At 37.5% G+C, this 25421-nt stretch carries 23 protein-coding genes; 11 read left to right on the top strand and 12 right to left on the bottom strand.

The window, feature by feature from the left end; genetic code table 11:
* Window positions 1-3: 3 nt before the first annotated feature.
* Window positions 4-1404, bottom strand: coding sequence for a tRNA 5-hydroxyuridine modification protein YegQ (gene yegQ, locus MTO68_RS08015; protein WP_244015575.1), 1401 nt, complete (start codon window positions 1402-1404; stop codon window positions 4-6).
* Between the two features lie 165 nt (window positions 1405-1569).
* A complete protein-coding gene (gene arsC / locus MTO68_RS08020) occupies window positions 1570-1998 on the bottom strand; it encodes an arsenate reductase (glutaredoxin) (RefSeq protein WP_244015576.1) in 429 nt (142 codons plus the stop codon).
* A 98-nt stretch (window positions 1999-2096) separates the two neighbouring features.
* Here arsC and MTO68_RS08025 point away from each other — a divergent pair, with 98 nt between their 5' ends.
* The gene (locus tag MTO68_RS08025; RefSeq protein WP_244015577.1) at window positions 2097-2420 is read left to right on the top strand and encodes a metalloregulator ArsR/SmtB family transcription factor; all 324 of its coding nucleotides are present in this window, start codon (window positions 2097-2099) and stop codon (window positions 2418-2420) included.
* 6 nt (window positions 2421-2426) lie between these two features.
* Entirely contained in the window at window positions 2427-3503 is a 1077-nt protein-coding gene (gene arsB, locus MTO68_RS08030) for an ACR3 family arsenite efflux transporter (protein WP_244015578.1), read from the top strand.
* A gap of 70 nt (window positions 3504-3573) precedes the next feature.
* Here arsB and MTO68_RS23115 read toward each other — a convergent pair whose 3' ends face one another.
* Complete coding sequence (locus tag MTO68_RS23115) at window positions 3574-3699, bottom strand: hypothetical protein (protein WP_279578604.1); 126 nt, start codon at window positions 3697-3699, stop codon at window positions 3574-3576.
* A 278-nt stretch (window positions 3700-3977) separates the two neighbouring features.
* Complete coding sequence (locus tag MTO68_RS08035) at window positions 3978-4382, bottom strand: Cd(II)/Pb(II)-responsive transcriptional regulator (protein WP_004721728.1); 405 nt, start codon at window positions 4380-4382, stop codon at window positions 3978-3980.
* A 171-nt stretch (window positions 4383-4553) separates the two neighbouring features.
* Here MTO68_RS08035 and MTO68_RS08040 point away from each other — a divergent pair, with 171 nt between their 5' ends.
* Window positions 4554-5189: a cation transporter gene (locus tag MTO68_RS08040; protein ID WP_004820297.1), complete on the top strand. Its 636-nt coding sequence runs from the start codon at window positions 4554-4556 to the stop codon at window positions 5187-5189.
* A 72-nt stretch (window positions 5190-5261) separates the two neighbouring features.
* Here MTO68_RS08040 and MTO68_RS08045 read toward each other — a convergent pair whose 3' ends face one another.
* Window positions 5262-6110, bottom strand: a complete 849-nt coding sequence (locus MTO68_RS08045) for a hypothetical protein (protein WP_244015579.1) — start codon at window positions 6108-6110, stop codon at window positions 5262-5264.
* Window positions 6111-6371: 261 nt separating this feature from the next.
* Here MTO68_RS08045 and MTO68_RS08050 point away from each other — a divergent pair, with 261 nt between their 5' ends.
* Window positions 6372-6953 (top strand): TetR/AcrR family transcriptional regulator, encoded by a 582-nt coding sequence (locus MTO68_RS08050; RefSeq protein ID WP_004721722.1) that lies wholly within the window; start codon window positions 6372-6374, stop codon window positions 6951-6953.
* 725 nt (window positions 6954-7678) lie between these two features.
* Here MTO68_RS08050 and MTO68_RS08055 read toward each other — a convergent pair.
* Together MTO68_RS08055 and MTO68_RS08060 are read right to left on the bottom strand one after the other, a co-directional pair.
* A complete protein-coding gene (locus tag MTO68_RS08055) occupies window positions 7679-8407 on the bottom strand; it encodes a hypothetical protein (protein ID WP_227504284.1) in 729 nt (242 codons plus the stop codon).
* 357 nt (window positions 8408-8764) lie between these two features.
* A complete protein-coding gene (locus MTO68_RS08060; RefSeq protein WP_034617784.1) occupies window positions 8765-9466 on the bottom strand; it encodes a hypothetical protein in 702 nt (233 codons plus the stop codon).
* A gap of 307 nt (window positions 9467-9773) precedes the next feature.
* On the opposite strand from MTO68_RS08060, the gene MTO68_RS08065 reads away from it, so the two are divergent.
* The 3 genes from MTO68_RS08065 to MTO68_RS08075 all read left to right on the top strand — a co-directional run bounded on the left by MTO68_RS08065 (window position 9774) and on the right by MTO68_RS08075 (window position 15566).
* Complete coding sequence (locus MTO68_RS08065; protein ID WP_244015580.1) at window positions 9774-10418, top strand: RluA family pseudouridine synthase; 645 nt, start codon at window positions 9774-9776, stop codon at window positions 10416-10418.
* A gap of 139 nt (window positions 10419-10557) precedes the next feature.
* Window positions 10558-13395 carry an RNA polymerase-associated protein RapA gene (rapA, locus tag MTO68_RS08070; protein ID WP_034617785.1) on the top strand — a complete coding sequence of 946 codons (2838 nt, stop codon included), beginning with the start codon at window positions 10558-10560 and terminating at the stop codon, window positions 13393-13395.
* Between the two features lie 476 nt (window positions 13396-13871).
* Window positions 13872-15566, top strand: coding sequence for an AMP-binding protein (locus tag MTO68_RS08075; protein WP_004820309.1), 1695 nt, complete (start codon window positions 13872-13874; stop codon window positions 15564-15566).
* A gap of 147 nt (window positions 15567-15713) precedes the next feature.
* Here MTO68_RS08075 and MTO68_RS08080 read toward each other — a convergent pair whose 3' ends face one another.
* The 3 genes from MTO68_RS08080 to fabR all read right to left on the bottom strand — a co-directional run bounded on the left by MTO68_RS08080 (window position 15714) and on the right by fabR (window position 18562).
* The gene (locus MTO68_RS08080) at window positions 15714-16730 is read right to left on the bottom strand and encodes an AI-2E family transporter (protein ID WP_004820310.1); all 1017 of its coding nucleotides are present in this window, start codon (window positions 16728-16730) and stop codon (window positions 15714-15716) included.
* Window positions 16731-16991: 261 nt separating this feature from the next.
* Window positions 16992-17822 carry a 4-hydroxy-tetrahydrodipicolinate reductase gene (gene dapB / locus MTO68_RS08085; protein WP_244015581.1) on the bottom strand — a complete coding sequence of 277 codons (831 nt, stop codon included), beginning with the start codon at window positions 17820-17822 and terminating at the stop codon, window positions 16992-16994.
* A 44-nt stretch (window positions 17823-17866) separates the two neighbouring features.
* Window positions 17867-18562 (bottom strand): HTH-type transcriptional repressor FabR, encoded by a 696-nt coding sequence (gene fabR / locus MTO68_RS08090; RefSeq protein ID WP_004721706.1) that lies wholly within the window; start codon window positions 18560-18562, stop codon window positions 17867-17869.
* 142 nt (window positions 18563-18704) lie between these two features.
* Between fabR and MTO68_RS08095 the strand changes: the two genes are divergently transcribed.
* From MTO68_RS08095 to MTO68_RS08110, 4 genes are all read left to right on the top strand, one after another.
* Complete coding sequence (locus MTO68_RS08095; RefSeq protein ID WP_244015582.1) at window positions 18705-19772, top strand: ferredoxin reductase; 1068 nt, start codon at window positions 18705-18707, stop codon at window positions 19770-19772.
* A gap of 12 nt (window positions 19773-19784) precedes the next feature.
* On the top strand, window positions 19785-20879 hold the full coding sequence (locus MTO68_RS08100) for a fatty acid desaturase (protein ID WP_004721703.1): 1095 nt from the start codon (window positions 19785-19787) through the stop codon (window positions 20877-20879).
* A 105-nt stretch (window positions 20880-20984) separates the two neighbouring features.
* Window positions 20985-21620: an SMI1/KNR4 family protein gene (locus tag MTO68_RS08105; protein WP_244015583.1), complete on the top strand. Its 636-nt coding sequence runs from the start codon at window positions 20985-20987 to the stop codon at window positions 21618-21620.
* A 165-nt stretch (window positions 21621-21785) separates the two neighbouring features.
* On the top strand, window positions 21786-22106 hold the full coding sequence (locus MTO68_RS08110; protein ID WP_004721698.1) for a hypothetical protein: 321 nt from the start codon (window positions 21786-21788) through the stop codon (window positions 22104-22106).
* Between the two features lie 99 nt (window positions 22107-22205).
* Here the strand turns inward: MTO68_RS08110 and MTO68_RS08115 are convergent, their stop codons facing one another.
* Window positions 22206-22976, bottom strand: coding sequence for a TSUP family transporter (locus MTO68_RS08115; RefSeq protein WP_004820319.1), 771 nt, complete (start codon window positions 22974-22976; stop codon window positions 22206-22208).
* A 141-nt stretch (window positions 22977-23117) separates the two neighbouring features.
* Entirely contained in the window at window positions 23118-25325 is a 2208-nt protein-coding gene (locus MTO68_RS08120) for a TonB-dependent siderophore receptor (protein WP_244015584.1), read from the bottom strand.
* Window positions 25326-25421: the final 96 nt, after the last annotated feature.

Consider the following 25421-nt stretch of genomic DNA (forward strand, 5'->3'; position numbering starts at 1 on the left):
ATCCTAAACTGCTTGGTAAGCCAATGATGATGCTGAAATATCAGCAGTCGAATTTGGTAAGTTTCTAATTAATAAGGAATATTGCATATCAATATCAGCAGGAATTGGAATTTCTACAATATATCCTGAGCCTTTTGCATCTATGATCGGTTGTCTATTTTTATCTAAAATTTCATGAAGAATAAATGTGATGTTGCCAGATGTGGTCATGAGTTCCATAGAGTCACCCACAACAAAACGATTCTTTACCTCAATCTTGATGTAATCATCGTTGCGTTCAAGCACTTCACCAACAAATTGCTGATGATCAAACTGAGAAGATCCCGTTGCATAGTTTTGATATTCAGCATGGACATGACGGCGTAAGAAACCTTCGGTATAACCTCGATTGGCTAAACCTTCGAGTTGTGACATTAACGCCCGATCAAACGGTTTTCCTTGTAGCGCATCATCAATCGCTTTGCGATAAATTTGTGCTGTTCTGGCGCAATAAAAGTAAGATTTGGTGCGTCCTTCGATTTTTAAGGAATGGATGCCCATCTTGGTTAAACGGTCTACGTGCTGAACTGCACGTAAGTCTTTAGAGTTCATAAAGTAAGTGCCATGTTGGTCTTCTTCAGCAGCAAACATGTCTTCTTTATGACGTTGTAATAAAACCGGTTCGCCAAATTGATGTTGTTGTATGGCGTGTTGCTCGTCGGCATCTTTATTGTTGCAACAGTCTGATGCTGTCTCCAGTTGTTGGACTGGAATGACATCCCCAGATGCATCTTCTGTTGCTTCGTGAATATTGTATTCCCAGCGACATGCATTGGTGCAAGCGCCTTGATTTGCATCACGTTTATTCATATAGCCTGAAAGTAAGCAACGACCGGAATAAGCCATACAGAGTGCACCGTGTACGAAAACTTCGATTTCCATATCGGGTACATTCTGTTTAATTTCTTCAATTTCCTCGATAGATAACTCACGTGACAAAATGACACGGGTGAGTCCCATATTTTTCCAAAATTTTACGGTTGCCCAATTGACCGCATTTGCCTGTACAGACAGATGGATGGATATTTGTGGGAAATTTTCTCGAACCAGCATGATCAAGCCAGGATCTGACATGATCAGTGCATCAGGTTGCATGGCGACCACAGTTTCAAGATCACGAATAAAATTTTTTAATTTAGCATTGTGTGGTTGAATATTCACCACCACATAAAATTTTTTGCCTAAGGCATGCGCTTCAGCAATCCCTATTTTTAAATGATCATGATCAAACTCATTATTACGAACTCGCAAGCTATAGCGAGGTTGACCTGCATATACCGCATCGGCACCGTAAGCAAATGCATAACGCATATTCTTCAATGATCCAGCTGGTGATAGGAGTTCAGTAATGTGTGAGATGCTCATATAAATGTAAAAGGCATACTAAAAATATGGTTTTATTGTAAGGGTTTGAAAATAAGATTCAACCTAGTAAAACACTCAGGATTAACTGGGTGAATTTTTATTAAAACACTTAATATTCAATATTTTATGTTTAATTAATTGGGTTTTTTGAAAAACCCTAAAAAATTATTTAAGCCTTTTTAATTGCTGATCGATAATAATTTCACCATCTTCTTTACTAAAAGCAGCACGCTGTGGCGCAGATAAGAGATTTAAAACCAATTCAGATGGTCTACATAAACGAACACCCAATTCAGTCACGACAAAGGGGCGATTGATTAAAATCGGGTATTGCAACATGAAATTAAGCAGCTGATCGTCAGTCCACTCTGCTTGATCTAGTTTTAAGGTTTTATAAACATCAACATTTTTACGTATTGCATCTCGTACCGACAAAGCAGATTGCTGAATCAAATCGATGAGTTGTGCTTTGCTTGGCGGATACTGTAAATATTCGATCACTTCTGGTTCGATACCAGTATTTCGAATGAGTGCAAGGGTATTGCGTGAAGTCCCACAGGCAGGATTATGATAAATCTTAATTTGAGATGACATCGATCGACTCTCTGTTAAAAAGCAATATTGCATTTATATATGGATATGCGTATATTCGCAATAGTGAATATGCTAAACCATAAAATTGAGTAATTGCGATGGATCAACCCGATTTCTTTAAGTGCTTATCTGACCCAACTCGTTTGGATATTTTAAAACTTGTGTTGGCACAGGAGAATGTTTGTGTTTGTGAAATCACCGAAGCCTTAAATTTAAGCCAGCCAAAAATTTCTAGACACTTGGCCTTGTTGAGGAATTTGTCCATTTTACTTGATCAACGCAAAGGCCAATGGGTGTATTACCGTTTAAATCCTGAATTACCAGAATGGGCCAATGCTGTATTAAAAATAATTGCAGCGCAAACTGCGAATTCAGTTGTGGGTCGTTCAGACTTGATCCAGATCAACAGTTGTTGTGAGTAAGCTGTTATGAACTCAAATCAGTCAACTTCGCGGCTCTCTTTCTTAGATCGAAATTTAACTTTATGGATCTTTATTGCGATGGTAATGGGGATCTGCATCAGCGTATATTTCCCGCAGGCTACTGTGGCTTTAAATCGTTTAAGCCTAGATTCAGTCAATATACCCATTGCGATAGGTTTAATTTTGATGATGTATCCGCCACTTGCCAAAGTGGATTATGCGACCTTAGCTGAAGTCTTCAAAGATAAACGAACGCTGACTTTGTCTTTGCTACAAAACTGGTTAATCGCGCCGTGCCTGATGTTTGCCTTAGCGATTGTGTTTTTACATGCTTATCCTGAATATATGACGGGTTTAATTCTTATTGGTTTAGCACGTTGTATTGCGATGGTATTGGTATGGAATAATTTAGCATGTGGTGATAACCAATATGTCGCAGCTTTGGTTGCTTTTAATAGTATTTTCCAAATCGTCTTTTTTAGTACTTATGCTTGGTTGTTTTTAACAGTTCTACCACCGTATTTTGGTGTAGCAGGAAAAGTTATTGATGTTAGCTTCTGGACGATTACACATGCAGTTTTAATCTATCTAGGTATCCCATTTTTATTGGGCTTTCTAAGCCGGATCATTCTAGTTAAACGTAAAGGATTAGATTGGTATCAACATACGTTTATCGCTAAAGTCAGTCCGCTGAGTTTATTGGCATTGTTATTTACCATTGTGGCGATGTTTAGTTTAAAAGGGGCGGATGTAGTTAGCTTACCATTCGATGTACTGCGAATTGCCATCCCATTAACCCTGTATTTTGTGGTGATGTTTTTCCTGAGCTTTTTTATGAGCAAATGGATGGGCAATGATTATCCTAAAACTACGGCGATTTCTTTTACCGCAGCAGGAAATAACTTTGAGTTGGCACTTGCTGTCGCGATTGCAACATTTGGATTGGCTTCACCTGTCGCATTTACCACGATTATTGGTCCTTTGGTTGAAGTCCCTGTATTGATTGCGTTGGTCAGTGTTTCGCTATGGCTGCGCAAAACTATTTTTAAATCAGCGCATGGGCTCAATCAGCAAAGGGAATAGCCGAAAGACCCATTCAACACAATGTATAGTCAATCTGTCAAAAAATTTAGGAACAAGAATATAATTTTTATTAATAAATATTTTTAGTTAAATCAATTGCATGGGGTGATTTTTTAGCTTGTAAAGCTTGTAAAGCTTGTAAAGCTTGTAAAGCTTGTAAAGCTTGTAAAGCTTGTAAAGCTTGTAAAGCTTGCAATGCCGCACCTTATATTCAAAGTTTAAATACCTTTGCGTAGGCGATTGCCTCCCTTTTTAGAGATAAAAAGGGACAAAAATCTTTTGCTGAGCGAGGGGTACATCCTATACCCCCGCTCAACGGCGACATCCATGTCGCCATGCGATAGCTACACCTTGTATGATTTAAAAGGACAAAAAACGAGTTGATAACTAATAGTTTTTTAAAGTTCATGCAAAAATATACGCTTCATTTATGACCAATGACTTGTATGAATAAATAGATGGTTTGACTATAAATTATTCCGATGCTTCAAGTTTTTTGACAATCTGACAATGATCAATGGTGGTGTTCGAGGAGCAGGATTGACGTAATTCATGCAGTTGCGATTTAAAATGCTGTAATTCATATATTCGAGTTTCTACATGTCGAATATGTTCTTCAATCAATTGGTCAATGATTTTACAGCCTTGTTCAGGATGTTGTAGATGCTCTAAAAGTTGAGTAATTTCATGTAAGGTCATATCTAATGCGCGGCAACGTTTAATAAAAATAAGCCGCTTTAATGTTTCATCATCATAATATTTATAATTATTATCTGCACGATAACTGGATCTGATCAAATTTTTTTTCTCATAAAAACGCACAGTATCCGTCGACAGCTGAGTTTTTTTAGCGAGATCACTAATTAAGTATTGCTGCATGCTTTATTTTCCTGAATCAACTTGACCTTGGACTAACTCCATAGTTTTAAATAGCAGTATAGCTGAATTTTTCATCATTGTTGAAGCATGTGCTGATTTTCTTTAAAGCACCAACTTGACTGAAAAAAATAAGCAGATAAGCCCATTTATATTGAATCAAGGAGAAGTGTCATGGCGTGTACATGTAGTCATGAACCTGCACCACAGAAACCGAATAGCAAGTTTAGAACGGCTTTGTGGATTGCACTGTTTATTAACCTTGCCATGTTCTTTGTTGAATTGATTGGTGGGGCGTATGCACATTCTTCTGCACTTTGGGCCGATTCTCTGGATTTCTTTGGTGATTCCATCAATTATGCCGTTTCTTTAGCGGTATTAGGCGCAACGCTATATTGGCGAGCGACTGTTGCCTTGTTTAAAGGGGCAATCATGGCAATTTTTGGTTTTGTCGTGATCGGCAAAACGATCTATGCCTATACGAAAGGGATTCCGCCAGAAGCGATTACCATGGGAGCGATTGGTATACTGGCTTTAATCGCCAATGTGATTTCAGCCCTTGTGCTTTATGCTTTTAGAGATGGCGACTCCAATATGCAGTCTGTTTGGCTGTGTAGTCGTAATGATGCGATTGGAAATGTCGCCGTAATCTTTGCAGCTATTGGGGTTTTTGGTACAGGAAGCATGTTGCCAGATATTATTGTGGCTGTGATTATGGCGACTTTAGGCTTAACCGGCGGTTATCAGGTGATGAAGAGAGCACTACAAGAACGTAAACAAAATATGCCAACTCAACACGTCTTACAATGACGCTCAACGACTCCACAATAAAGTATTTTTGATCTCAGCAATGGGATCAAAAAACCATCATGAAGTAAGCGTTTAAATTTCAGTTATACGCATTGCCATTTTGCTCCAGAAATTATTCCAGAGTGCTAAATACTCAGACTGGACTTGGTCCAAATACTGTTGGTCGTTTTGATCATAGCATTGTATCAGTAGGGTCCAAATGTCATCTTGATGGTTGTCATCATTGGCAAGGGTCGCGTCATTTTGATCAGCCAGACCATGGCAAGCATAATAACCTTCAATAAATTTACTGTTGTAAATCGACATGTTGTTACGGAGTGCTTCACTAAACTTTATGACTTGCAGCTCTGTACAAGCCAAAATAAGCAATAATTCTGTATAAGAATTGATATGTCGGTGAATAAATTGGGCCAATGCGAAAGCTTCTATTTCAGTCTGTTGCTGATCCAATGGGTCTAATTCCAACTGCTGCATCAATTTTAAAAAATAAACCAGATGTGATTTGGATGCAGCACTTTTTTCGATTTGGTGTGTATTGAAACCCAGTTCATCAATTAAGTTTAGCGACAGTAAATAGCGTGCATATATTTTCGCTGCAATCCTATTTTCTGGATGAATATTATGGTTTTTTTCGAGGCTAACGGCTTGATAAATTACCATGCTAAGTGCATCTGTAAAATTTTTAACAATCGCCGTAAAATAATTAATATGAATAAATTTAAGTTGTTCAAGTGTCAGCTGGCTTTGATTCAACTGGACTAATATTGGGTGCTTAAATAAAACATGACAGTGTGTTTGTCGCTTTAAATTTGCGATAGCTTGAGTATTTTGCTGCCATAATTCAGGTTGCAAGGAATTTTGAATGAAATGCAGCAACTCGAAACGAGTATGTTCAGATTGCGTGAAAGATAATATGCTCATATGCTGCATTAAAATTTTAATTTTGCCGTTTTTATAATAGTAAAAAACAAATTGTTTTGCTAGTATTTATACAGGTTTAATATTTTATATTTCATATACTTGCCTTTGTAGTCTTGATGTTTTTTTATAAAAACTCAGTATTCATATGAATTTAAGATATAATTCTTAGCATACACTTGAAGTAATTCGTATTTATGTGCTGTTCTTATAAGCTAATGCTTTAATTTTAATCTTAAATTTTTGTACATCAGGTAAAAACAAATGTCAAAAAAAGAGGACATCATTAATACAGCGTTGAATCTCTTTAATACATATAGTTATAATTCTATCGGTATAGACCGAATTATTAGTGAGTCTGGCGTTGCAAAAATGACTTTTTATAAATATTTTCCATCTAAAGCCAAATTGATTGAAGAATGTTTGGTCACGAGAAATCTCAATTTGCAAGAATCATTAGATGCTGCAATCGCTAAATGTGATCCACAAGATTATTTATCTCATATTAAAGCCATTTTCACATGGTACAACGCATGGTTTCATAGTGAAGATTTTAATGGTTGTATGTTCCAAAAAGCCGTAGAAGAAATTTCAAAAGTTTATCCGTCATCACTTCAACCTGCAACTGACTACAAAGAGTGGTTAAAAGGGCATTTGAGTAATGCGTTGCGTCATTTAGGTGTTAAACAAGATATTCAACTTGCTTCTTTCTTGTCGAGTCTTCTTGACGGAATGACGATTCAGGCGCAAATAGATCCTCAGCAAGTGTGTTTGGATGATTATTGGAGACGGGTAGAGACCCTGATTCAGATGGAATTGGCTTTAGCCCAACCGAGTTCAGTTTAACCTTTAAGTTTGTTGAATAATCGCAGATTGCAAGTGTAATCAATATTTGCGCTTGCTGATTTGTTTAGGGTCTGTTGAGATTTCATAAATGGCTTGCGTTGTAGGTTAAAATTGAGCATGAGACGTATACGTCGTAAAGCATGAATGAGAATAGCGAGACTATTTTCAAGTTTTAATTTACTCCTTAAAACTTGAAAATAAAAAAGCGCGATCACTTGAAGTGAATCGCGCTTTGCTGATAAGTTTTTTATATACCTGATAATTTATTGTCATAACAATAAATTATCAGGTAAAGAGATGCTTGAAGCATCTTCTTATATTTATTCTTATACCCTCTGAATGCACATGTCATTCGTTTTTTTCAGCAAATTATACAGACTTGTCTGTTTAGTTGGATTATAAAGATTTTGTTGTTTTTTACAACAGAATCTTTGTGAATTTGTTTGTTTTTTTATCAATCGGCTTAAATATTAAAAAAAATATCTAATTTTTGGTACTTTGCGTTTAATTTTATGGGTGCTGATATCGTTTAAAAGCCAGTTCTTGATCTTGTAGATTAGGCTAGCAGATTTCTATTGATCTTTAAATGGCAGTAAATTGCTATACGCGAAGCATGTGGTCAAGAATTTGAAAATTGAAATGAATAATTGTAAATAAATATTAGAGATAAAAAGTCAAAGACCATGAAAAGTGCTTATGCTGTTTGGAATATCAATATTTAAGCATTAGTGATTCATTCTTCGGGCTAAAATTCTAGGATCATTGCTATTGAGGATTTGTTCAATTTTGCCATTAGGGTGCTGAAGAATCGTTTGATCATGCGTATAGACTTTGCCATTACGAGCAATCGCATTTTGATCATTGGGCGGGGTAAATAACCATGTTTCATCTTGTGTAAAAGGATGAACCAGTAAATTGAATTCAGTATTTGCTGGATATTGAATACCGCCTAAGGTTAATTTTTCTGCCAGTGTGCCATTTTCAATCCCGATGAGTTGTTTATTTTGATCCAAATAGACATTTGCCCATTGTAGGGAAACAGCTTTGTATTGGGTGAGGGGATTGTGAATCCGCCAGTAATCTGTAGAAACAAAGTTGTCTGGATATTTTTGATATTTAGAACGCTCGATACCTGCCTGTGCCATAAGCGTAATATTGTCTAGCTGCGTATCTTGAGCAAGATTACAGTGCTCTAAACCAACGATGTTGCCAGCATCATCTAAATAGACTTGAATATAGCTCATCAGCTGACAATTCCAACCTTCGATCGTATCCTTACCTGTCCCCATTAAGGTGGTGGAACGATCATCAAAAAGTTCCAAATCAATACCACGAGGAATTTTCATGCTGTTAATTTGTAGCTTTCCAAATAATACGGGTTGGGGAAATTTGGCTTGTCTCAATGAGGACAATTGATTGGGTGCAAATAATTCAAGTTCAGTCCCTTGTGGCATTTGGATGCCTAAAATTTTCTCAGGCGAACTTAATGTTTTATGTAGGGAATGATGCTCTTTTTCAATCTCATTTTTTGTATATAGAACAAGAAAATAAAGTGCCAAGCTCAAAAAAACGCAGAGTACACTACAGACAAATAAAGACTGAATAAAAATATTGCCATGCCTAAGGGCATTTCTGAATTTTGAGCTAAATATTAATCCAATCGCAAAGAGACTAAAAATAATGGTCCCAAAGCCGGCGACAAAGAAAATCCAAAGATAGTTAAAAGAAAGTGGAATCATGCTACTGAGAATCGTATTTTTATATTTGCTAAGATTCAGGATATTGTATGCAATATCCTGAATTATTTTCAATCAATCAAAAATCTTATGAAGCGCTTGGAACGGTAAAGTCACTACATCAAAAGCGACAGCAAAAGGGAATAACACCAGTTTATCTGCAGTTTTACTGCCAGCCTTTGAGTAATCTTTGACCTCTTGAGTGGTATAGATACTGACTTGATAGGGTTTACTCAGTGCTTTTAGTGATGAAATATTAGAAGCAGAAGGGTAAACCAGACCAGATAAGGCAATGTTAAAACAGAAACGTTGTGCTTTTAGACGTTGATCACTTGAAGTGGTACATTCTTCTGCACCATTTTCAATAAAGAATGCACGATCTTGTTTAGTGACATCTTCCGAAAGTTTGACATATTTGAGTGGTAGGATTCCTGAAAAATGCCCATCATTTTTTTCTGAATTGAAGGTCAGCGCTTTATCAATTTGAATAAATTTTGGATCAAGTCCTGTGATCACTTTGACAAATCGAGTACCACCACTGGTGATGACATAACTATTTTTTTGTCCTGCAATAACAATGCTGTCAGAAGGTAGTGCAGAAATTGCTTGTGATGGTTTGCCAAATGCTAAAACCGTATCATTGACCAATACGGTTTGAACATTACGGGTACGGACACCGTTGTCTTTCTTTAAAAGGGTTGAAGTTGCACAGCCGGTCATGGCAAATGCGGAAATAATACAAATGGACAATGTAGATTTATAATTTAATTTATTCATATTTTGCTCATTTAATCTTAAGGTATTGTTTATACCATTAAAAAAATAGGGTGTTAAGTTTTTAGCCTACCAAAAAATAGACAATAATTTATTTTTTCAATGAATTAATCCAATTTCTCCACAATTGATTGGCAAAATGTATCTAAAGTTTTTGATTGTCTTGTAAATTGCCAATGAATTTAAAGCAATTGTACGATTTATTATTCTTTCTTTAGAATAATCGAATAAATCAGATAATTTTGATTGTAATTTCATTCCAAGATTCTTAGAATTGCCTGCTTGTTTGCGTGATCATTGGAACTGAACTTTGAGTAATTTTCTAACCGAACACCTGATCCATCGTGATGATGATTTTATGGTGATCCATAAGCCAGCAGGTATACTCACAGTTCCAGGAAAAACAGCAGATTTACAAGATTGTGTTATCAACAGATTATTAAAAATCGAGCCTAAGACTTTACTCATTCATCGTTTAGACCGCGATACCTCTGGGATTTTGCTATTCGGACTGAGTAAATGGGGACAAAAAAGTATTTCTAGACAGTTTCAAGAACGTCAAACCTCTAAAACCTATCAAGCTGTTGTTGCTGGCACTTTACATGGTGAAGGCACAGTTGATGTTCCTGTGATTTATGATCCAGAACATCCACCCTTACATATTGCTGATCCAGAACATAACAAGCCTGCATTAACACATTGGAAAGCAATCCAATATTTTCAAATTCAAGGACAGGCTGTAACCCGTGTTGAGTTAACTCCAATTACAGGACGGTCACATCAGTTACGCGTGCATATGCAATATTTAGGACATCCTATTATTGGTGATACTTTATATGCAACTGTAGAACAACAGCAGCTTATGCCACGACTTTGTCTACATGCACAACAACTGAGTTTTCATCATCCTAAAACAGAGGAGCTTGTACAATTTGATTGTCCAGTTCCGTTTTAGTTTAGATTTTTAAGTTGAAATTAAGTCGCTCAAAATTTAATGAGCTTTATGTCAAAAAGTATTGCGTAATGGGTATAAACTTTGTTCAAATATTCTCCTGATTTGAGCAACCGTGTTTTAGCCCTAACATGAGATAAAGGTGGAAAAATTGCAACAATTTGCTATAGGTCAACGTTGGTTATCGGACACAGAAACTGAGTTAGGTTTAGGTGTATTGATTGACGTCGATGAACGTTCAATCAGTATTCTTTTTCCAAAAAGTGACGAAACTCGTGTCTATGCACGTAATAATGCCCCATTATCTCGTATTGTTTTTAATATCAATGATGAAGTTCAAGACCAAGAAGGCATCAAGTGGATTGTCGAGTCTTTAGACGATCGCAGTGGTGTGATTCGTTACAATGTTATTCGTACATTGGATAGTGGTGAACAAGAGAAGAAAGCATTAAACGAAACGCGTATTGGCGCACAAATTCAATTGTCAAAGCCTTTAGAGCGTTTATTGGCAAGCCAAATTGACTATAAAGAATGGTATGACTTACGTATTGAAGCGATGCAAATGCAAGCCAATATGCAAACGTCACCATTACGTGGTTTGGTTGGTGCGCGTGTAGGTTTGATTCCACACCAGCTGTATATTGCTCATGAAGTGGGTAAACGATTTGCCCCTCGTGTACTACTTGCAGATGAAGTCGGTTTAGGTAAAACAATCGAAGCGGGACTCATCATCCATCAACAACTCAAAACGGGTCGTTCTGAGCGAATTCTGATTCTTGTGCCAGATTCATTACAATATCAATGGATGATTGAAATGCGTCGTCGTTTCAATTTGAATTTCTCATTGTTTGATCTGACTCGTACAGCTTCAATCAAAGAGCATGATCCTGAACTCAATCCATTCCTGACTGAACAATGTATCATTGCTTCAGTAGATTTGATGATTGACCATGATGATTTGCGTGAGCAAGCCATTGAAGCTGGTTTTGATCTGTTAGTGGTCGATGAAGCGCATCATTTGATGTGGAGTGAAGAAGAAGGCGGTAATGACCGTTATGATCTGGTTGAAGAGCTTGCTGAAAAAACTGAAGGTGTGCTGCTTTTAACGGCAACGCCTGAACAGTTAGGTGTAGAAAGTCATTTTGCCCGTTTACGTTTACTTGATCCACAACGTTTTAGTTCGCTTGATCGTTTCCTTGATGAAGAAGAGCAATATCATCACACTGCTAAAATTGCTGAAGTGTTGATGTCAGATTTGCCACTTGAAGCGGAACATTTGGCAGCGGTTGAAAAATTATTAGGTCATCCGATTGAAGATCAGCCTGAACATCGTTTCCGTGCAATTCATGAACTTTTAGACCGTCATGGTACTGGTCGTATCTTGTTCCGTAATACCCGTGAAGCAATTCAAGGTTTCCCTGGACGTGATTGCCAACCAGCACCATTGCCAGCACCAGAAAACTGGTCTAAAGATGGAAAATTACGTGAGCAAATGTGGCCAGAAGAACTGCAACTTGATGGCGCATGGATGGAAACAGACCCACGTGTTATGTGGTTGATGGAACGATTACGTTCTGATTTAAAACATAAAAAAGTACTGCTGATCGCACGTAGTGGTCCAGTTGTTGAAGCACTTGAAAATGCTTTACGCATCCACGCGGGTATTCGCACCGCAATGTTCCATGAAGGCATGAGCTTATTGGAACGTGACCAAGCAGCGGCTTATTTTGCTGAAGATTCTTATGGTGCACAGATTTTACTGTGTTCTGAAATTGGTTCAGAAGGGCGTAATTTCCAGTTTGCTTCTGATCTTGTGTTGTTTGATTTGCCAGCAAATCCAGATGTACTTGAACAGCGTATTGGTCGTTTAGACCGTATTGGTCAGGAAAATCGTATTCAGATTCATGTGCCTTATCTTGTCGGTACAGCGCAAGAGCGTATGTTCCGTTGGTACAATGAAGCGCTAAATATTTTCAGTAATATTTCGCCTACAGCACAAACCTTACAAGAAAACTTTATTGTCGATTTAAAAGATTGCTTATTGGATGATAAAGGCCAAGCCTTTGAAGAGCTTCTTGAAGCGGTCAATGTACAGCGTCAAGCGCTTGAAGTTGAATTGCAAGATGGTCGTGACCGTTTATTGGAATACAATTCATGTCGTCCGATCGTGGCACAAGAAATTGTTACTGCGCTTGAAGACTATGATGACAATACTTTGTTGCCAATGTTTATGAAGCGGTTTATGGCATCGACTAACATTGACTTTGATGAGCAAAGCAATGGTACGGTGATTATTAAACCCACCGATCAAATGCAAGTGCAAGGCTTGGATATCGACGAAGAGGGCATGACTGCAACCTTCTATCGTGATCAAGCACAGATCCGTGAAGACGCGCAATATTTAACACTTGAACATCCGTTTACTGAAAGTGTGATGGAAATTATCCGTACTCAATCTTTTGGTAGTACCAATGTTGCGATTCTAAAAACCAATGCACTTAAACAAGGCACGATCTTGTTGGAAGTTTGGTTTAAAGTGGATGTGGTTGCACCTAAGGCATTAAATTTACCTTCAAGTTTGCCGACACAATTGATTCGAGTGTTATTGACTGAAACGGGTCAGGATATTACTGCCAAGCTTGATCCGGAAATTATTAAGCCGTATTTGCATCATTTAGATAGCAATAGCTGTCGTCAAGTGGTGAAAGCACGTCGTGAAGTGATTGAAGAACGCTATGCACAAGCTTTAGATATTGCTAAAGGTGTTTTACCGCAGTTAAAAGAACAAGCTAAAGAAATTTATGGTAGCAAATGGCAATATGAAATTGATCGTTTAAGTTACTTAAAGCAATTTAATCCAAGTATTCGTGCAGATGAAATTGAACGTTTACAGAAATTCCAGAAAGAAGGTTTAAGCCTATTGGAAGGTGTTTCTGTAACGCCAGAGGCGATTCAGGTATTGGTCGTGGTTAAACCTTAATTTAGCGCAATTTTATCTAGATTCTAAAAGCTCCTTCGGGAGCTTTTTTGATGTATATATTATCCAGATTTAAATAATCAATTATTAGGTTATTTCTATTTATTTGATTTTAAATGTAAAAGTTATACCAATTTATAAAAATTAATTCCTATTATTGAACCATTTATATGACCATGTCTTGTGTGGGGGCTATAGACCATTCATCAATTTCACCACACCATAGAAACCCCATGTATCATTGAATGAGATCTACTTTACAACAATAATCAATGAACGATTTACAAGGAGTTTGTTGTATACATTGCAACCGTTTTTATGCTATTTAAATAGTGTACTTTGATCTCGATTTTTTCTTTTAGAGATAAAGTTTACCCACCCATGTAATTTGATCATTCAGTATTGTGTATTCAAATAGACAAGTTCGAAAGCAACGGTCTATAGCCAAGATAAAAACTTAAAATAATGGAAGAAATGATATGGAAAACAAGGATTTTGTTGAGTTTCATGATACCCATGTGCACTATCTACTTCATTGGGAAAAGCAATTACCGCAAAAAGATGTGTTTGTACAACCATTGGCCAATGGCAATGCAGTGCATTACACATGGTCGGAAGTTGCACAACAAGTTCGCAGTATGGCGAGTTATTTACAGTCTTTAAACTTGCCTGAAAAGAGTGCGATTGCAATTTATGGTAAAAATAGTGCGCATTGGCTTATGGCAGATTTAGCGATCTGGATGTCAGGTCATATCTCAGTCCCGCTCTACCCAACACTCAATGCGGAAGGTGCAGCTTATGTACTCAACCACAGTGAAGCAAAACTCTTATTTATTGGAAAATTGGACGGTAAAGCGGATAGCTGGAATGAGGTAAAAACAATCATTCCACAAGATTTAGCTTGCGTGCGTTTGGCATTATCACCAGAATTCGATGCACCGCAATGGAATGATATTGTGCAATCTGTCGCCCCACTAGAAAACCCGATCTTGCCCAATAAAAATGATTTAGCGACCATCGTTTATACGTCTGGTAGTACGGGTGTACCTAAAGGAGTTATGCAAAGTTTTGCGACACTTTTATCGGCTGCTCGTGAGCTGAGATTAACTTATCAAGTGACAACATCTGATAGGGCCTTATCTTATCTACCACTTGCACATGTTGCAGAACGTATTTTTATTCAATCTTCATTGATGGTTTGCGGTTTTACCGTGTATTTTGCAAATTCAATTGAAACCTTTGTCGAAGATTTGAATCGTGCCAAACCTACATTATTCTTTTCAGTGCCACGCTTATGGACCAAGTTCTATTTGGGCGTTAATGAAAAAATACCGCTCCATATACAAAAGATTTTATTTAAAATACCTGTGTTGGGTAAGTTGGTTAAAAAGAAATTACTCACTAAACTCGGGCTAAATCATGTCCGTTATGCATTTACTGCTGCGGCACCGCTACCTACAGATATTATTTTATGGTATCGAAATTTAGGTTTAGAGTTACTTGAAGTCTATGGCATGACTGAAAATTGTGGTTATTCGCATGTGACACGTGTGGGGCAGTTTGCCAGTGGTTATGTGGGGCATGCCCAACCTAAAGTGGAGTGTAAAATTGATGAAAATGGTGAAATTCTGGTAAAAAGCCCGGGAACCATGTTGGGCTATTATAAAAATCCTGAAAAAACTGCAGAAGATATGACCGAAGATGGATTTTTACGTACGGGGGATTTGGGCGAGATCGATGCAGAAGGGCGGTTAAAAATTACGGGTCGAATTAAAGATATTTTTAAAACAAGTAAAGGCAAATACATCATGCCAGTTCCGACTGAGCAAAAAATCGGAAATCAGGCCTTAATTGAATCTGTATGTATTGGTGGTTCAAGCCAACCACAACCAGTTGCCTTTATTATGTTGGCTGAAGATATTCGTAACAGTCTGAAGCAGAACCCGAAGCGAGATGAAATTGAAAACGCCTTAAAAGCATTAAGAGTGAAGATCAATGAAGAACTGGAGCCTCATGCAAAAATCAGCTTTTTTGTCGTAGTCAATGAACCATGGACCATGGAAAATGATTTACTTACCCCAACGATGAAAATTAAACGTAATAAAATTGAAAGTCGCTATGAGCCATTCTTAGATGCTTGGGCACAACAGAAACGAGAAGTGGTCTGGGAATAAAAGTTTTTAACTACATTCGTATTATTAGCAAAAAAGCCTGAATTGTAATGTTGATCAACTCAGGCTTTTTTAATTCTCTTCTTTTACAAAGTAATACTTCACACCTTTAAAAAGAAGGGTTTCTTGTTGACTCAAACGAACTATGCTTTAAATCATTTCGGCTTGTTTAAGTTCTAACTTGAGATAGGCATAGAAAATGGGTGCAACAATTAAACCCGCTAAGCCAAAGAACGACTCAAAGACTAACATTGCCAATAACACTTCCCATGACGCTGCATGGATTTTTGTGCCAATAATTTTGGCATTAATAAAGTATTCCAGTTTATGGATAAAAATCAGATAAAGTAATGCGATACCAGCGGTAGATACTGAAATGGTTAAACCTGCCATAACAATAATGGTATTGGAGAGTAAGTTTCCGACAATTGGAATTAATCCAAAAATAAAAGTCAGGATCACCAAGGTGTTGGCAAAAGGTAAATGTATATCAAATACTGGGAGGATCAGGTGAGAGAAAATCAAAAATAAAAAGGTATTGATTAACGAAATTTTAAACTGCGCAAACACCACATTTTTAAAAGATGACGAAAGATTCTCAATACGTGTGATCATGGCACGCTTAAATTCTGGCTGATCCGGCTGTGGACGCAATTGGTTTAATGAGACAAGGATCCCCACAATCATACCAATCAACATCGTGGCTAAATTATGTAAAAAGCCTGTTCCAGTACTTTTTAAGGTGGATAAATTATCTTTGATTAAATCAAAGGTTTGATCTTTTAATTCAGTGAGTGAATAAGGAATAAATCCGGGAATATATTGTGCCACTTCAAGTTGTAGTTTTTGTAAGGTTTGATCGACTTGGTCACTGATAGCATTGATCCCCGCACCTTGCAAATCGTGTTGAACAAAGCTGATTAACCCAGTAATGCTGAGCACAATCAAAGAAATAATAAAAATGGCAAGAATAATGCTAATGGTCAAGCGCGCTCTTTGACCATCAATATATCTTTCTGTAATGCTACCTAAACTATTGATGATTTCAAAAACAACAAAACCTGCAAAAAATGACGCTAAAAGATGCAAGGGAATCAGTAAAGACAAAAAGATCAGCATGAGTAAGTAACTTGCAATAATACTTTGACGATCATTTAACAGTTTCATGTGAATAGAGCTCAATTATACAATTGATGTATAGGGGAATATAAAAATACTAAGTTAGATTTATATCACTCTAACTCGCGGCGAGATAGCTATTTTTAAATACAAAGCTTAATTCAATGTGAAAATATTTGGCCTGAATACTGGGTGAAAAGTCTTTAAAAAACATTATAGAAAGATAAAAGATCACTATCGTGGGATTGATCAGAAAAATTTTACTGCTGCGTACATTGAGCAGTGCATTGAATAGTACATAGAGCGCTATTAAAGCGAGTGATTCAAATGAATCACGTCATGCATATTATATAAGCCAGCGGGTTGAGACATACACCACATTGCGGCACGAATTGCACCAGTCGCAAAGTTCATCCGATTGCTTGCAATATGTTTGATTTCTATCTGTTCACCATGACCATAAAATATCGTGTTATGTTCACCAACAATGTCACCACCACGTATAGCTTGTAAACCGATCTGTTGGGGTGTTCGCTCAGCAACCTGAGCATGGCGTTGATAGACCGCTAAATCGCTGAGCAATTGTGCTCGGACTTGAGCAATCGCTTCTGCATACATCAATGCAGTGCCTGATGGCGCATCTATTTTTTGTCGGTGGTGCGCTTCGATGATTTCAGCTTCAAATTCTGTACCTAATAATTGGGCAGCAACTCGAACCAGATCAATACTAAGATTGACGCCAATGGAATAATTGCCTGAATGCACGATAGCAATATCTTGTGCGGCTTGAGCAATGTATTGATTTAATTGCTCAGATAAACCAGTGATACCAATAATCATGGGCTTTTTAGCGTGCTGACAAATTTTTAAATGTTGCGATAATGCTTCTGCTGTAGTGAAATCAATCACCACATCACAATGCTGAATGACGTCTTCCAAACGATCTGAAATGAGCACATTTAATGGTGCTATATTGAGATACTGTCCTAGTTCCTGACCAATCGCTGCACTTGCAACTCTTGCTGTAGCAACAGTGATGTTTAGTCCCGCATTGAGACAGGCCTGAACTAGCATTTGTCCCATGCGGCCAGTCACACCCAGTATGCCTACACGAATATTTTGTTGATTGTGACTGATCATAGGGTCTTGATACTTGTATTTAATAGGCTATGAAAGAATAGCTATTATTTAATTTGCGCTTCGTCTAAATGACGCGAACCTTCGAGTAACATACGAATCATCACCATGGTTTGTTCAGCGACTTCTTTACGTTCAGCAATCGGTAAATCAATCACCTTGGCACCCATATTAAATACCAGCTGAGTAATTGCTTTGGCGACTAAATCAGGATGGGTTAATTTACTGTGATTGATGCGTTCTATTCGAATCAAATCTTCTTGGAGTTCTTGTTGGAAATAATTAAGTTGTTTGTCTACAGCAAGTTTATATTGCTTTGATCCTGTATAACCTTCACGCAGTAGTAAACTGAGGTTACCTTCATCGGCATCTAGTTGTTCAATAAATACTTCAACTGAACTGCGAATAATACTGCTTTGTCTGATTGCCTTGATTCGAGCTTCATGCAAAATTTGACGAAGCACCACACCTGAACGATCAATCAGTTCAATCGCCAACTCATCAATATCTTTAAAGTGACGATAAAAACTATTTGGCGCAATCCCAGCTTCACGAGCAACTTCTCTTAAACTTAAAGAGGAAATACTTTTTTGCGGTCCAATCAAATTTAAGGCGGCTTGGAATAATTCTTCTTTGGTAATTGTCGCTTTGCGTCCAACAGTACGTACAGAAACTTTTTCAAGCTCATGAATTTGATCTTGAAGGGTAGCTGGGTTCTGAGGTAATACGGACGTTGGATTCATAAAGTATCAAATAGTTAAAATATTTTTTTCATTATAGCCTTTGTCATTACATAAATGAAATGTCTAGATACAATACACGCGTATATACAAATATATATACATGTGTATAATAATTAAAAATCACTCAGATGGTGAGCCTAGTATGCACGCTATTGAAAAGCAAAAATCTCCCGTAAACGCTATATTTGATATGGTGTTAGGTACTCATACGACTAATTTTTGGCTACAGAAAATTAATCCATTGTGGTCAGTTCAACAAGCTTTGGGGAAAATTGTTGAAAAAGAACAATCCGCCGCAGATACGATCAGCTTAACCATCAAAATTAACCGTTTGTTTAAAATGGGGTTAGCCGGGCAGCATCATCCAATCACTGTCGAAATCAATGGTCGTCGTTATGAACGTACCTATAGTCTGACTCAATTAGATACGCAACATGTATTACTCACGGCAAAAAAAGTAGAAAAAGGCATTGTGAGTAACTGGTTGTTTGAACATGCCCAAGTGGGTGAGGTGATTGAATTTGGTCGACCTTATGGTGATATGTTATTGCCTCAAGTTGTCAGTCCATTGATTCTGGTCGCTGCGGGCAGTGGTATTACGCCGATGTATAGCTTGATTCAGGCATTGGCAGCGAACCAGCAGCTTGATCGTCAGCCAGTACATTTAATGTATTGGGTTAAAAAAAATGCAGACGTTGCCTTTATACAACAGTTTGAACAATTAGCCCAACAGTATCCCGATTTTAAATTTGATGTGTTCTATACCCAAGAAGTACCTGCGGATGCACGTTTAAATAATGAATATTTACATATCATTAAAAATCTTGAGCAAAGCACAGTGTATGTATGTGGTCCTTCAGGTTTTGTGGCAACAGCTGAACAATTATTTGAACAGGCCAAAGTACTCAAAAGCGAAGCATTTAGCCTAAGCCCCGTGATTTCTGATGACACAGGTTATATCAATGTCACATTAACCAAATCTAATAAAGTGGTTGCAATCCCTAAAGGTCAAGCCATTTTAGTTGGTTTAGAACAACAAAATATCAAACCAGAACATGGTTGCAGAATGGGTATTTGCAATAAATGCGCGTGTAATAAAGCACAGGGTGCCACAAAAAACTTAGTTAATGGTCAAGAGAATTTTGAACCAAATAATTTGCTGAGAATTTGTGTAAATACTGCCAAAACTGATTTAGTTATTGATCTTTAAGCGAGTTTTATCATGAATATGCCAGTTAAAATTCAATATTTTAAAAACACCAAAAACCGTGAACTGACCCAGACTGAGCTAGATGCTTTAGCGCGCGAGCTAGATGCGATTAAGCAAGAAGTCTTAGATGATATTGGCGAAAAAGATGCCAAATATATCAAAAAAGTATATGCCGCTATCCGTTATAGTAGTATTTTAGGTCGAGCATGCTTATTTGCGGGTTGGTTCCCACCAGCATGGTTACTTGGTACAGGTTTACTGAGCTTTGCCAAGATCATGGAAAACATGGAACTCGGTCATAATGTCATGCACGGACAATATGACTGGATGAATGATCCACGCTTTAAAGGTACAACTTACGAATGGGACATTGTTGGAACCTCTGACAACTGGCGCCAAACCCATAATTATAAGCATCATACCTATACCAATATCAAAGGGATGGATGATGATATCGGCTATGGTTTATTACGTTTATTCCCAGAACAACGTTGGAAACCGGGTTTTTTATTGCAGCCTTTATATGCAATTCCATTCTGTTTATTGTTCCAATGGGGCGTTGCGATTCAAAACCTTGAAATTGGTAAATTGGTTTATAAACGTAAAACGTGGGCGCAATTTAAAGAAGAGTGGAAGCCAACTCAAAAGAAAATTGGTAAACAGTTTTTTAAAGATTATCTTTTCTTTCCCGTGATTGCAGGCCCAGCAGCTTTACCTGTATTTACAGGTAATTTAGTTGCCAATGGTATCCGTAATATTTGGACATTTAGTATCATTTTCTGTGGTCACTTTACCAAAGATGTCGAAGTGTTCCCTAAAACTGTTTTACAGGATGAAAGTCGTGGACATTGGTATATGCGCCAGATTCGCGGTTCTTCGAATTTAACTGGTTCAGAAGCATTTCATATTTTGACAGGTCATTTGAGCCATCAAATCGAGCATCATTTATTCCCTGAAGTACCTGCTCGTCGCTATCGTAAAATGGCGCCTAAAGTTGAAGCGGTATGTAAAAAGTATGGTTTAAACTACAACAATGCAAGTTTGTTTAAGCAATATGGTCAAGTCCTTGGACGTATTGTGAAATATGCATTTCCATTTAAAAAATAGTTGATTTGCTAAAGCTAAAGCCACTTTTAAGTGGCTTTTTTATTGTCAATGATTGGGTTTTTCAGTAAAGTTTATTTGACTGTTATTAGGGTTAATGAGAAGAACATGATTCAAAAACAATTAGAAAATATACAAAATTGGTTAGTGCAACATGCTGCAAAGATCGCAAATCAATCACTCAATCCTGCGGCAAGTATTTCAGATATAGAACAATTTGAACAAAGGCTTTCTAAACATTTACCTGATGATTTTAAACAGTTGTACTGTTGGCATAATGGGATGAATGAAGAGGAAAATTTAGGCAGTTTATTTTATGGTATGGAATTTTTATCGCTGACCAATATTGAAAATAAACGTGCTGATCTTGCGGATCTCGTTGATGAGTTGTTTGTTCTTCAACATGCTGACCCACAAATCAATCCAACCAATGCCCACCATCGGGATTGGGTTCAGTTTGCACATGATGGTGGGCGAACAGGTTTGTATGTGGATTTAGCACCCACCCCCGTAGGTCAAACTGGGCAAGTAATCTTTATTGATCATGAATATGATGTTGGTATTCTAGTCGCCAACTCGATTACCGATTTGCTTCAACAATTTTCAGATGATTTAGACAGTGACTTATATCAGCTGAATGAAGATGCTTTAGAAGATGAAAATGAATTTTTAGAAAGTGATGCAGCTATTGATTTGGTCAATTGGCATATGAGTGAACGCTGGGCGCGCCCTGATTTTACTTAGCTTTTTTGAGAAAAATCATTTTATAAAATTATGTTTGAACGCTTCACTCATAAAAAGTGTATCAATAGCGATTATTGCTACACACTCAATTTTGAACGTATTACATTTCTAATCGAATCAATTTTACAAAATCAAGTAAGCTCTAATGTTTAAACGAGCAAAATGATGGATCATAAAATAACGGTTGATGAGGTTGTAGCACGTTCAGTAAAAATCAGAGAACGTTATCATGAGCTAGAGCGAATAAATCATCATGCTGAATGGACAGTGCAAGAGGATGCGTTGGCATTTTTATCTGATGCTGGATTGGTTGGCAGATTAGTCATGGCGCAGACGGGGAAGTGGCTACACAAAGGCGATGCTCAACAAGAGTTGCAGCATAAGTTAGGTGAATGTGTTTGGTGGTTAGCCATTATTGCCAATGAATTAGATATGGATTTAACTGAAGCCACACAATACTTTTTAGATAAAGCTGAAAAGATTTGAATCTTTGGAAAAACTTCCATAGGAAGTTTTTTTAGAATCTTAGTTTAGAAGCCCGCATTTTGGTGGGCTTCATTCAATTTTTATATTTAGTATGAATGACTAACCGATAAATAAGTCATAGCCCATTCGGCCAATTAAAAATACCAGTAAAATTAAAAAGAAAATACGAATAAAACCACTTCCATATTTAAATGCTAAAGCTGTACCCGCAAGTGAGCCTAAAACATTGCAAACTGCTAAAATGATGCCAGCCATCCATAAAATATGCCCAGAAGGGATAAAGAAAAACATGGCAGCAATATTGGTGGCGACATTGACCAATTTGGCAGATGCAGAAGCATTTAAAAAATCAAAAGCAAATACTTTCACAAACAGAAAGAGTAAAAAACTGCCTGTCCCAGGGCCAAAAATTCCATCATAAAATCCAATTAAGGCGCCAAAAAATAAACCTAACGCAATTTCTTTCTTACCCGTCTGTAACACAGTATGGACTTTACCTAAGTCTTTTTTGGCAAAGGTGTAGATCGCAATCAAGATCAGTAAAAAGAATACGATATAACGCATCAACTCTTTAGGTATCAACGAAACTGACATTGCACCTAAAAAAGAAAATATAAATGCTGCCAACATTGTGGGTAATATAAGTTTCCAATTGATCGTAACTTTCTTAAAGTAAGCAAATGCAGAAGATACAGTCCCTGCCATGGCAATGATTTTATTGGTTCCAAAAACTGTGGCGAGACTTTGATTGGGAAAGGCATGCATTAGTGCTGGGAGTAGCACTAATCCACCTCCACCCACCGCAGCATCAATTAAACCCGCACAAAAAGCGAAGAAGCCTAAACTCAGAAGTATTGTCTCGTATTCCATTACAGATTGTTCTAACTGCTATTTTAAGAGAATAATCATAGAATATATTCAAATAAAAGTAATTAAAAAGCGCTAATCTCAATCTATGAGATTAGCGCTTTAGTTTTAAATGCGTTGTAAATCTACAAGTTTTTCAAAAAATTAGAAATCAACAGAAGTTTGTAGATAGAAAGTACGTGGCTGTCCTACGTATTTACCACCTGTAGAGTCAGATGAGCGAGTAAAGTATTCTTGATCAAATAGGTTTTTAATCCCACCAGCAACTTTTAAACCGTAAAAATCTTGTCCAAAATCATAACCAGTACGTACCGCAAAAGTTGAGTAACCCGGGATATCACCAGTACGACCATCTGAAGTTTCAACGGTTTGGTAAACATTGCCTGAACCTGGTGCATGCTGTTTAGATTGAGCAAACATATCTGCATTGACAGACCATTTGTCAAAGCTATAACCAAGTCCTAAATTTCCAACATGTCGTGAATAATAAGGTAAGTCTTTACCAGCAAATTTACCTGCTTCAGACTCAGCCTTGGTAAATGTATAATTACTATAGACTTTTAAGCCTTGAAGTGAGTCATAGAGGTTGCCAAAGTCATAACTTAGGCCGAGTTCTATACCTTTATGAGTCGTTGCGCCTAAATTGGTCCAGATGCCTGTACCAATAACGTCTGTACGCTCTAGAGATAGCTCTTTATCAAAGTCTAAATAGAACACTGTAAATTCAGCATTTAAACCATTGCCGAGGTATTTTGTACCGATTTCATAGTTGTTGGATTTTTCAGGGTGAAGACCATCTAAAGTGGTAACAGCACTGATTCCTTCAACTTTAGCCAATTGGTTATATTGCTGAGGACCAAAAGAAACCGCTGCATTGGCAAAGACATTCCATTGTTCATTGAAATTATATTGCACAGCAAGGCTTGGTAAAAATTCATCAGAATTTATTTTTGGATGTACTGTATTGATGAATTTACCATTTTGATAAGCTGTATAATCATTATGGGTTTTAATTGACTCAAAACGTACACCCGGAGTGATGGTCAGTGCACCGAGACCAAAACGGTTATCAATATATACAGCATGAGCTTTGGTTCCACCTTCACTGCTGGTGTTGGCAAGGCGTTCGCCTGGCGTTCCTGTTACAGTATTATATGGCGCTGTACGACCCGAAAACTCTGAACTGTCTTCTTGTAAATAGCGATAACCAACTGTGACTTCATTATTCATATTGCCTAAAGTGTAGGCACGTGAATAACGTGGTTCAATGCCAAAATATTTATAATCACGCGGTGAGTTGCTGATAATGCTATTGGCTTTATTACTTTTATCTGGCGATTCAAGATCACTGGTACGGAATGAGTCGACATAATAACCAAGGATTTCAAAGTTATTGAGTTCATCTTTATGGCTGTATTTAACAGAAACATCTGAACGACGGCCAGCAAAATAGTTACGGTATTGGTTTGACTGGTATGGGTTTTTGGCATAATCCGCAGTCATTAAGCCTTCTGGCATTTCGCCACGACCTTCATAATGATGCAAATTAAGTGCAATCGAATCTGCATCTGTAAACTGATATGACGACTTTAACATGACGTCATCAATATCTATGTCGTTATTGGCTTCGCGATAGCCATTTCCTTTGGTTCCTGAATAAAGTAGCGCAAGACCTAAACCATTATCCATAGTACCGCCGATAAAGAGGTTTGGACTGTACTTGAGTTGGTCGGTACCTGTGGCGAATTCTGTGGTTAAACCAACAGAGCCTGATAGTTTTTCAGGGATTGCTCGAGTATTAAAGTTGATGATTCCCCCCACGTTTTGAGGCCCAAAGCGGACTGAACCTGCGCCACGAACAACGTCTACAGATTCAATATTGCCCATTGAAACAGGTGCCATAGACAATTGTGGTTGACCATAAGGCGCGAAGGATAATGGAACACCATCCATCAACACAGTGGAGCGCGGTGAGAGGCGAGAGGTTAAGCCACGTACACCCAGATTGAGTGAAACATCACTTCCACCTGTGCCATTGCTGTCCTGAACCTGAACCCCTGGCACTTGTTTTAGCGCATCACGGATAGAGGTCACCGCAGATCCGTCCATTTTTTTACGATCGATAATGGTACGTGCACCTGCATGCTTGTGAACTTTTTCAGCATTGGCTGCTTCAAGCCAGTTTCCTTCAGCTTGTACGGTGATTGTTTTAAGTGTTTGTGTTGAAGTTTCTTGATTGTCTTCGGCAAAAGCAGCATTGGATATAAAGCTAAGTGAAACAGCAATTGCAAGGCTGAGATGTGAGGGTTTAAACAGGGTGAAGTCAGTTGTTCTATGGCTTGAAATTTTCATAAAGAGATAGGCATTTGAAATTGTGCGTATCTTAATCTCTTCAAGCATATTTTTAAATCAGGATGATTATCATTTAAAACTATTGTTTAATTCAAA

The organism is Acinetobacter sp. NyZ410 (assembly GCF_022828975.1).
Lineage (GTDB): Bacteria > Pseudomonadota > Gammaproteobacteria > Pseudomonadales > Moraxellaceae > Acinetobacter > Acinetobacter guillouiae.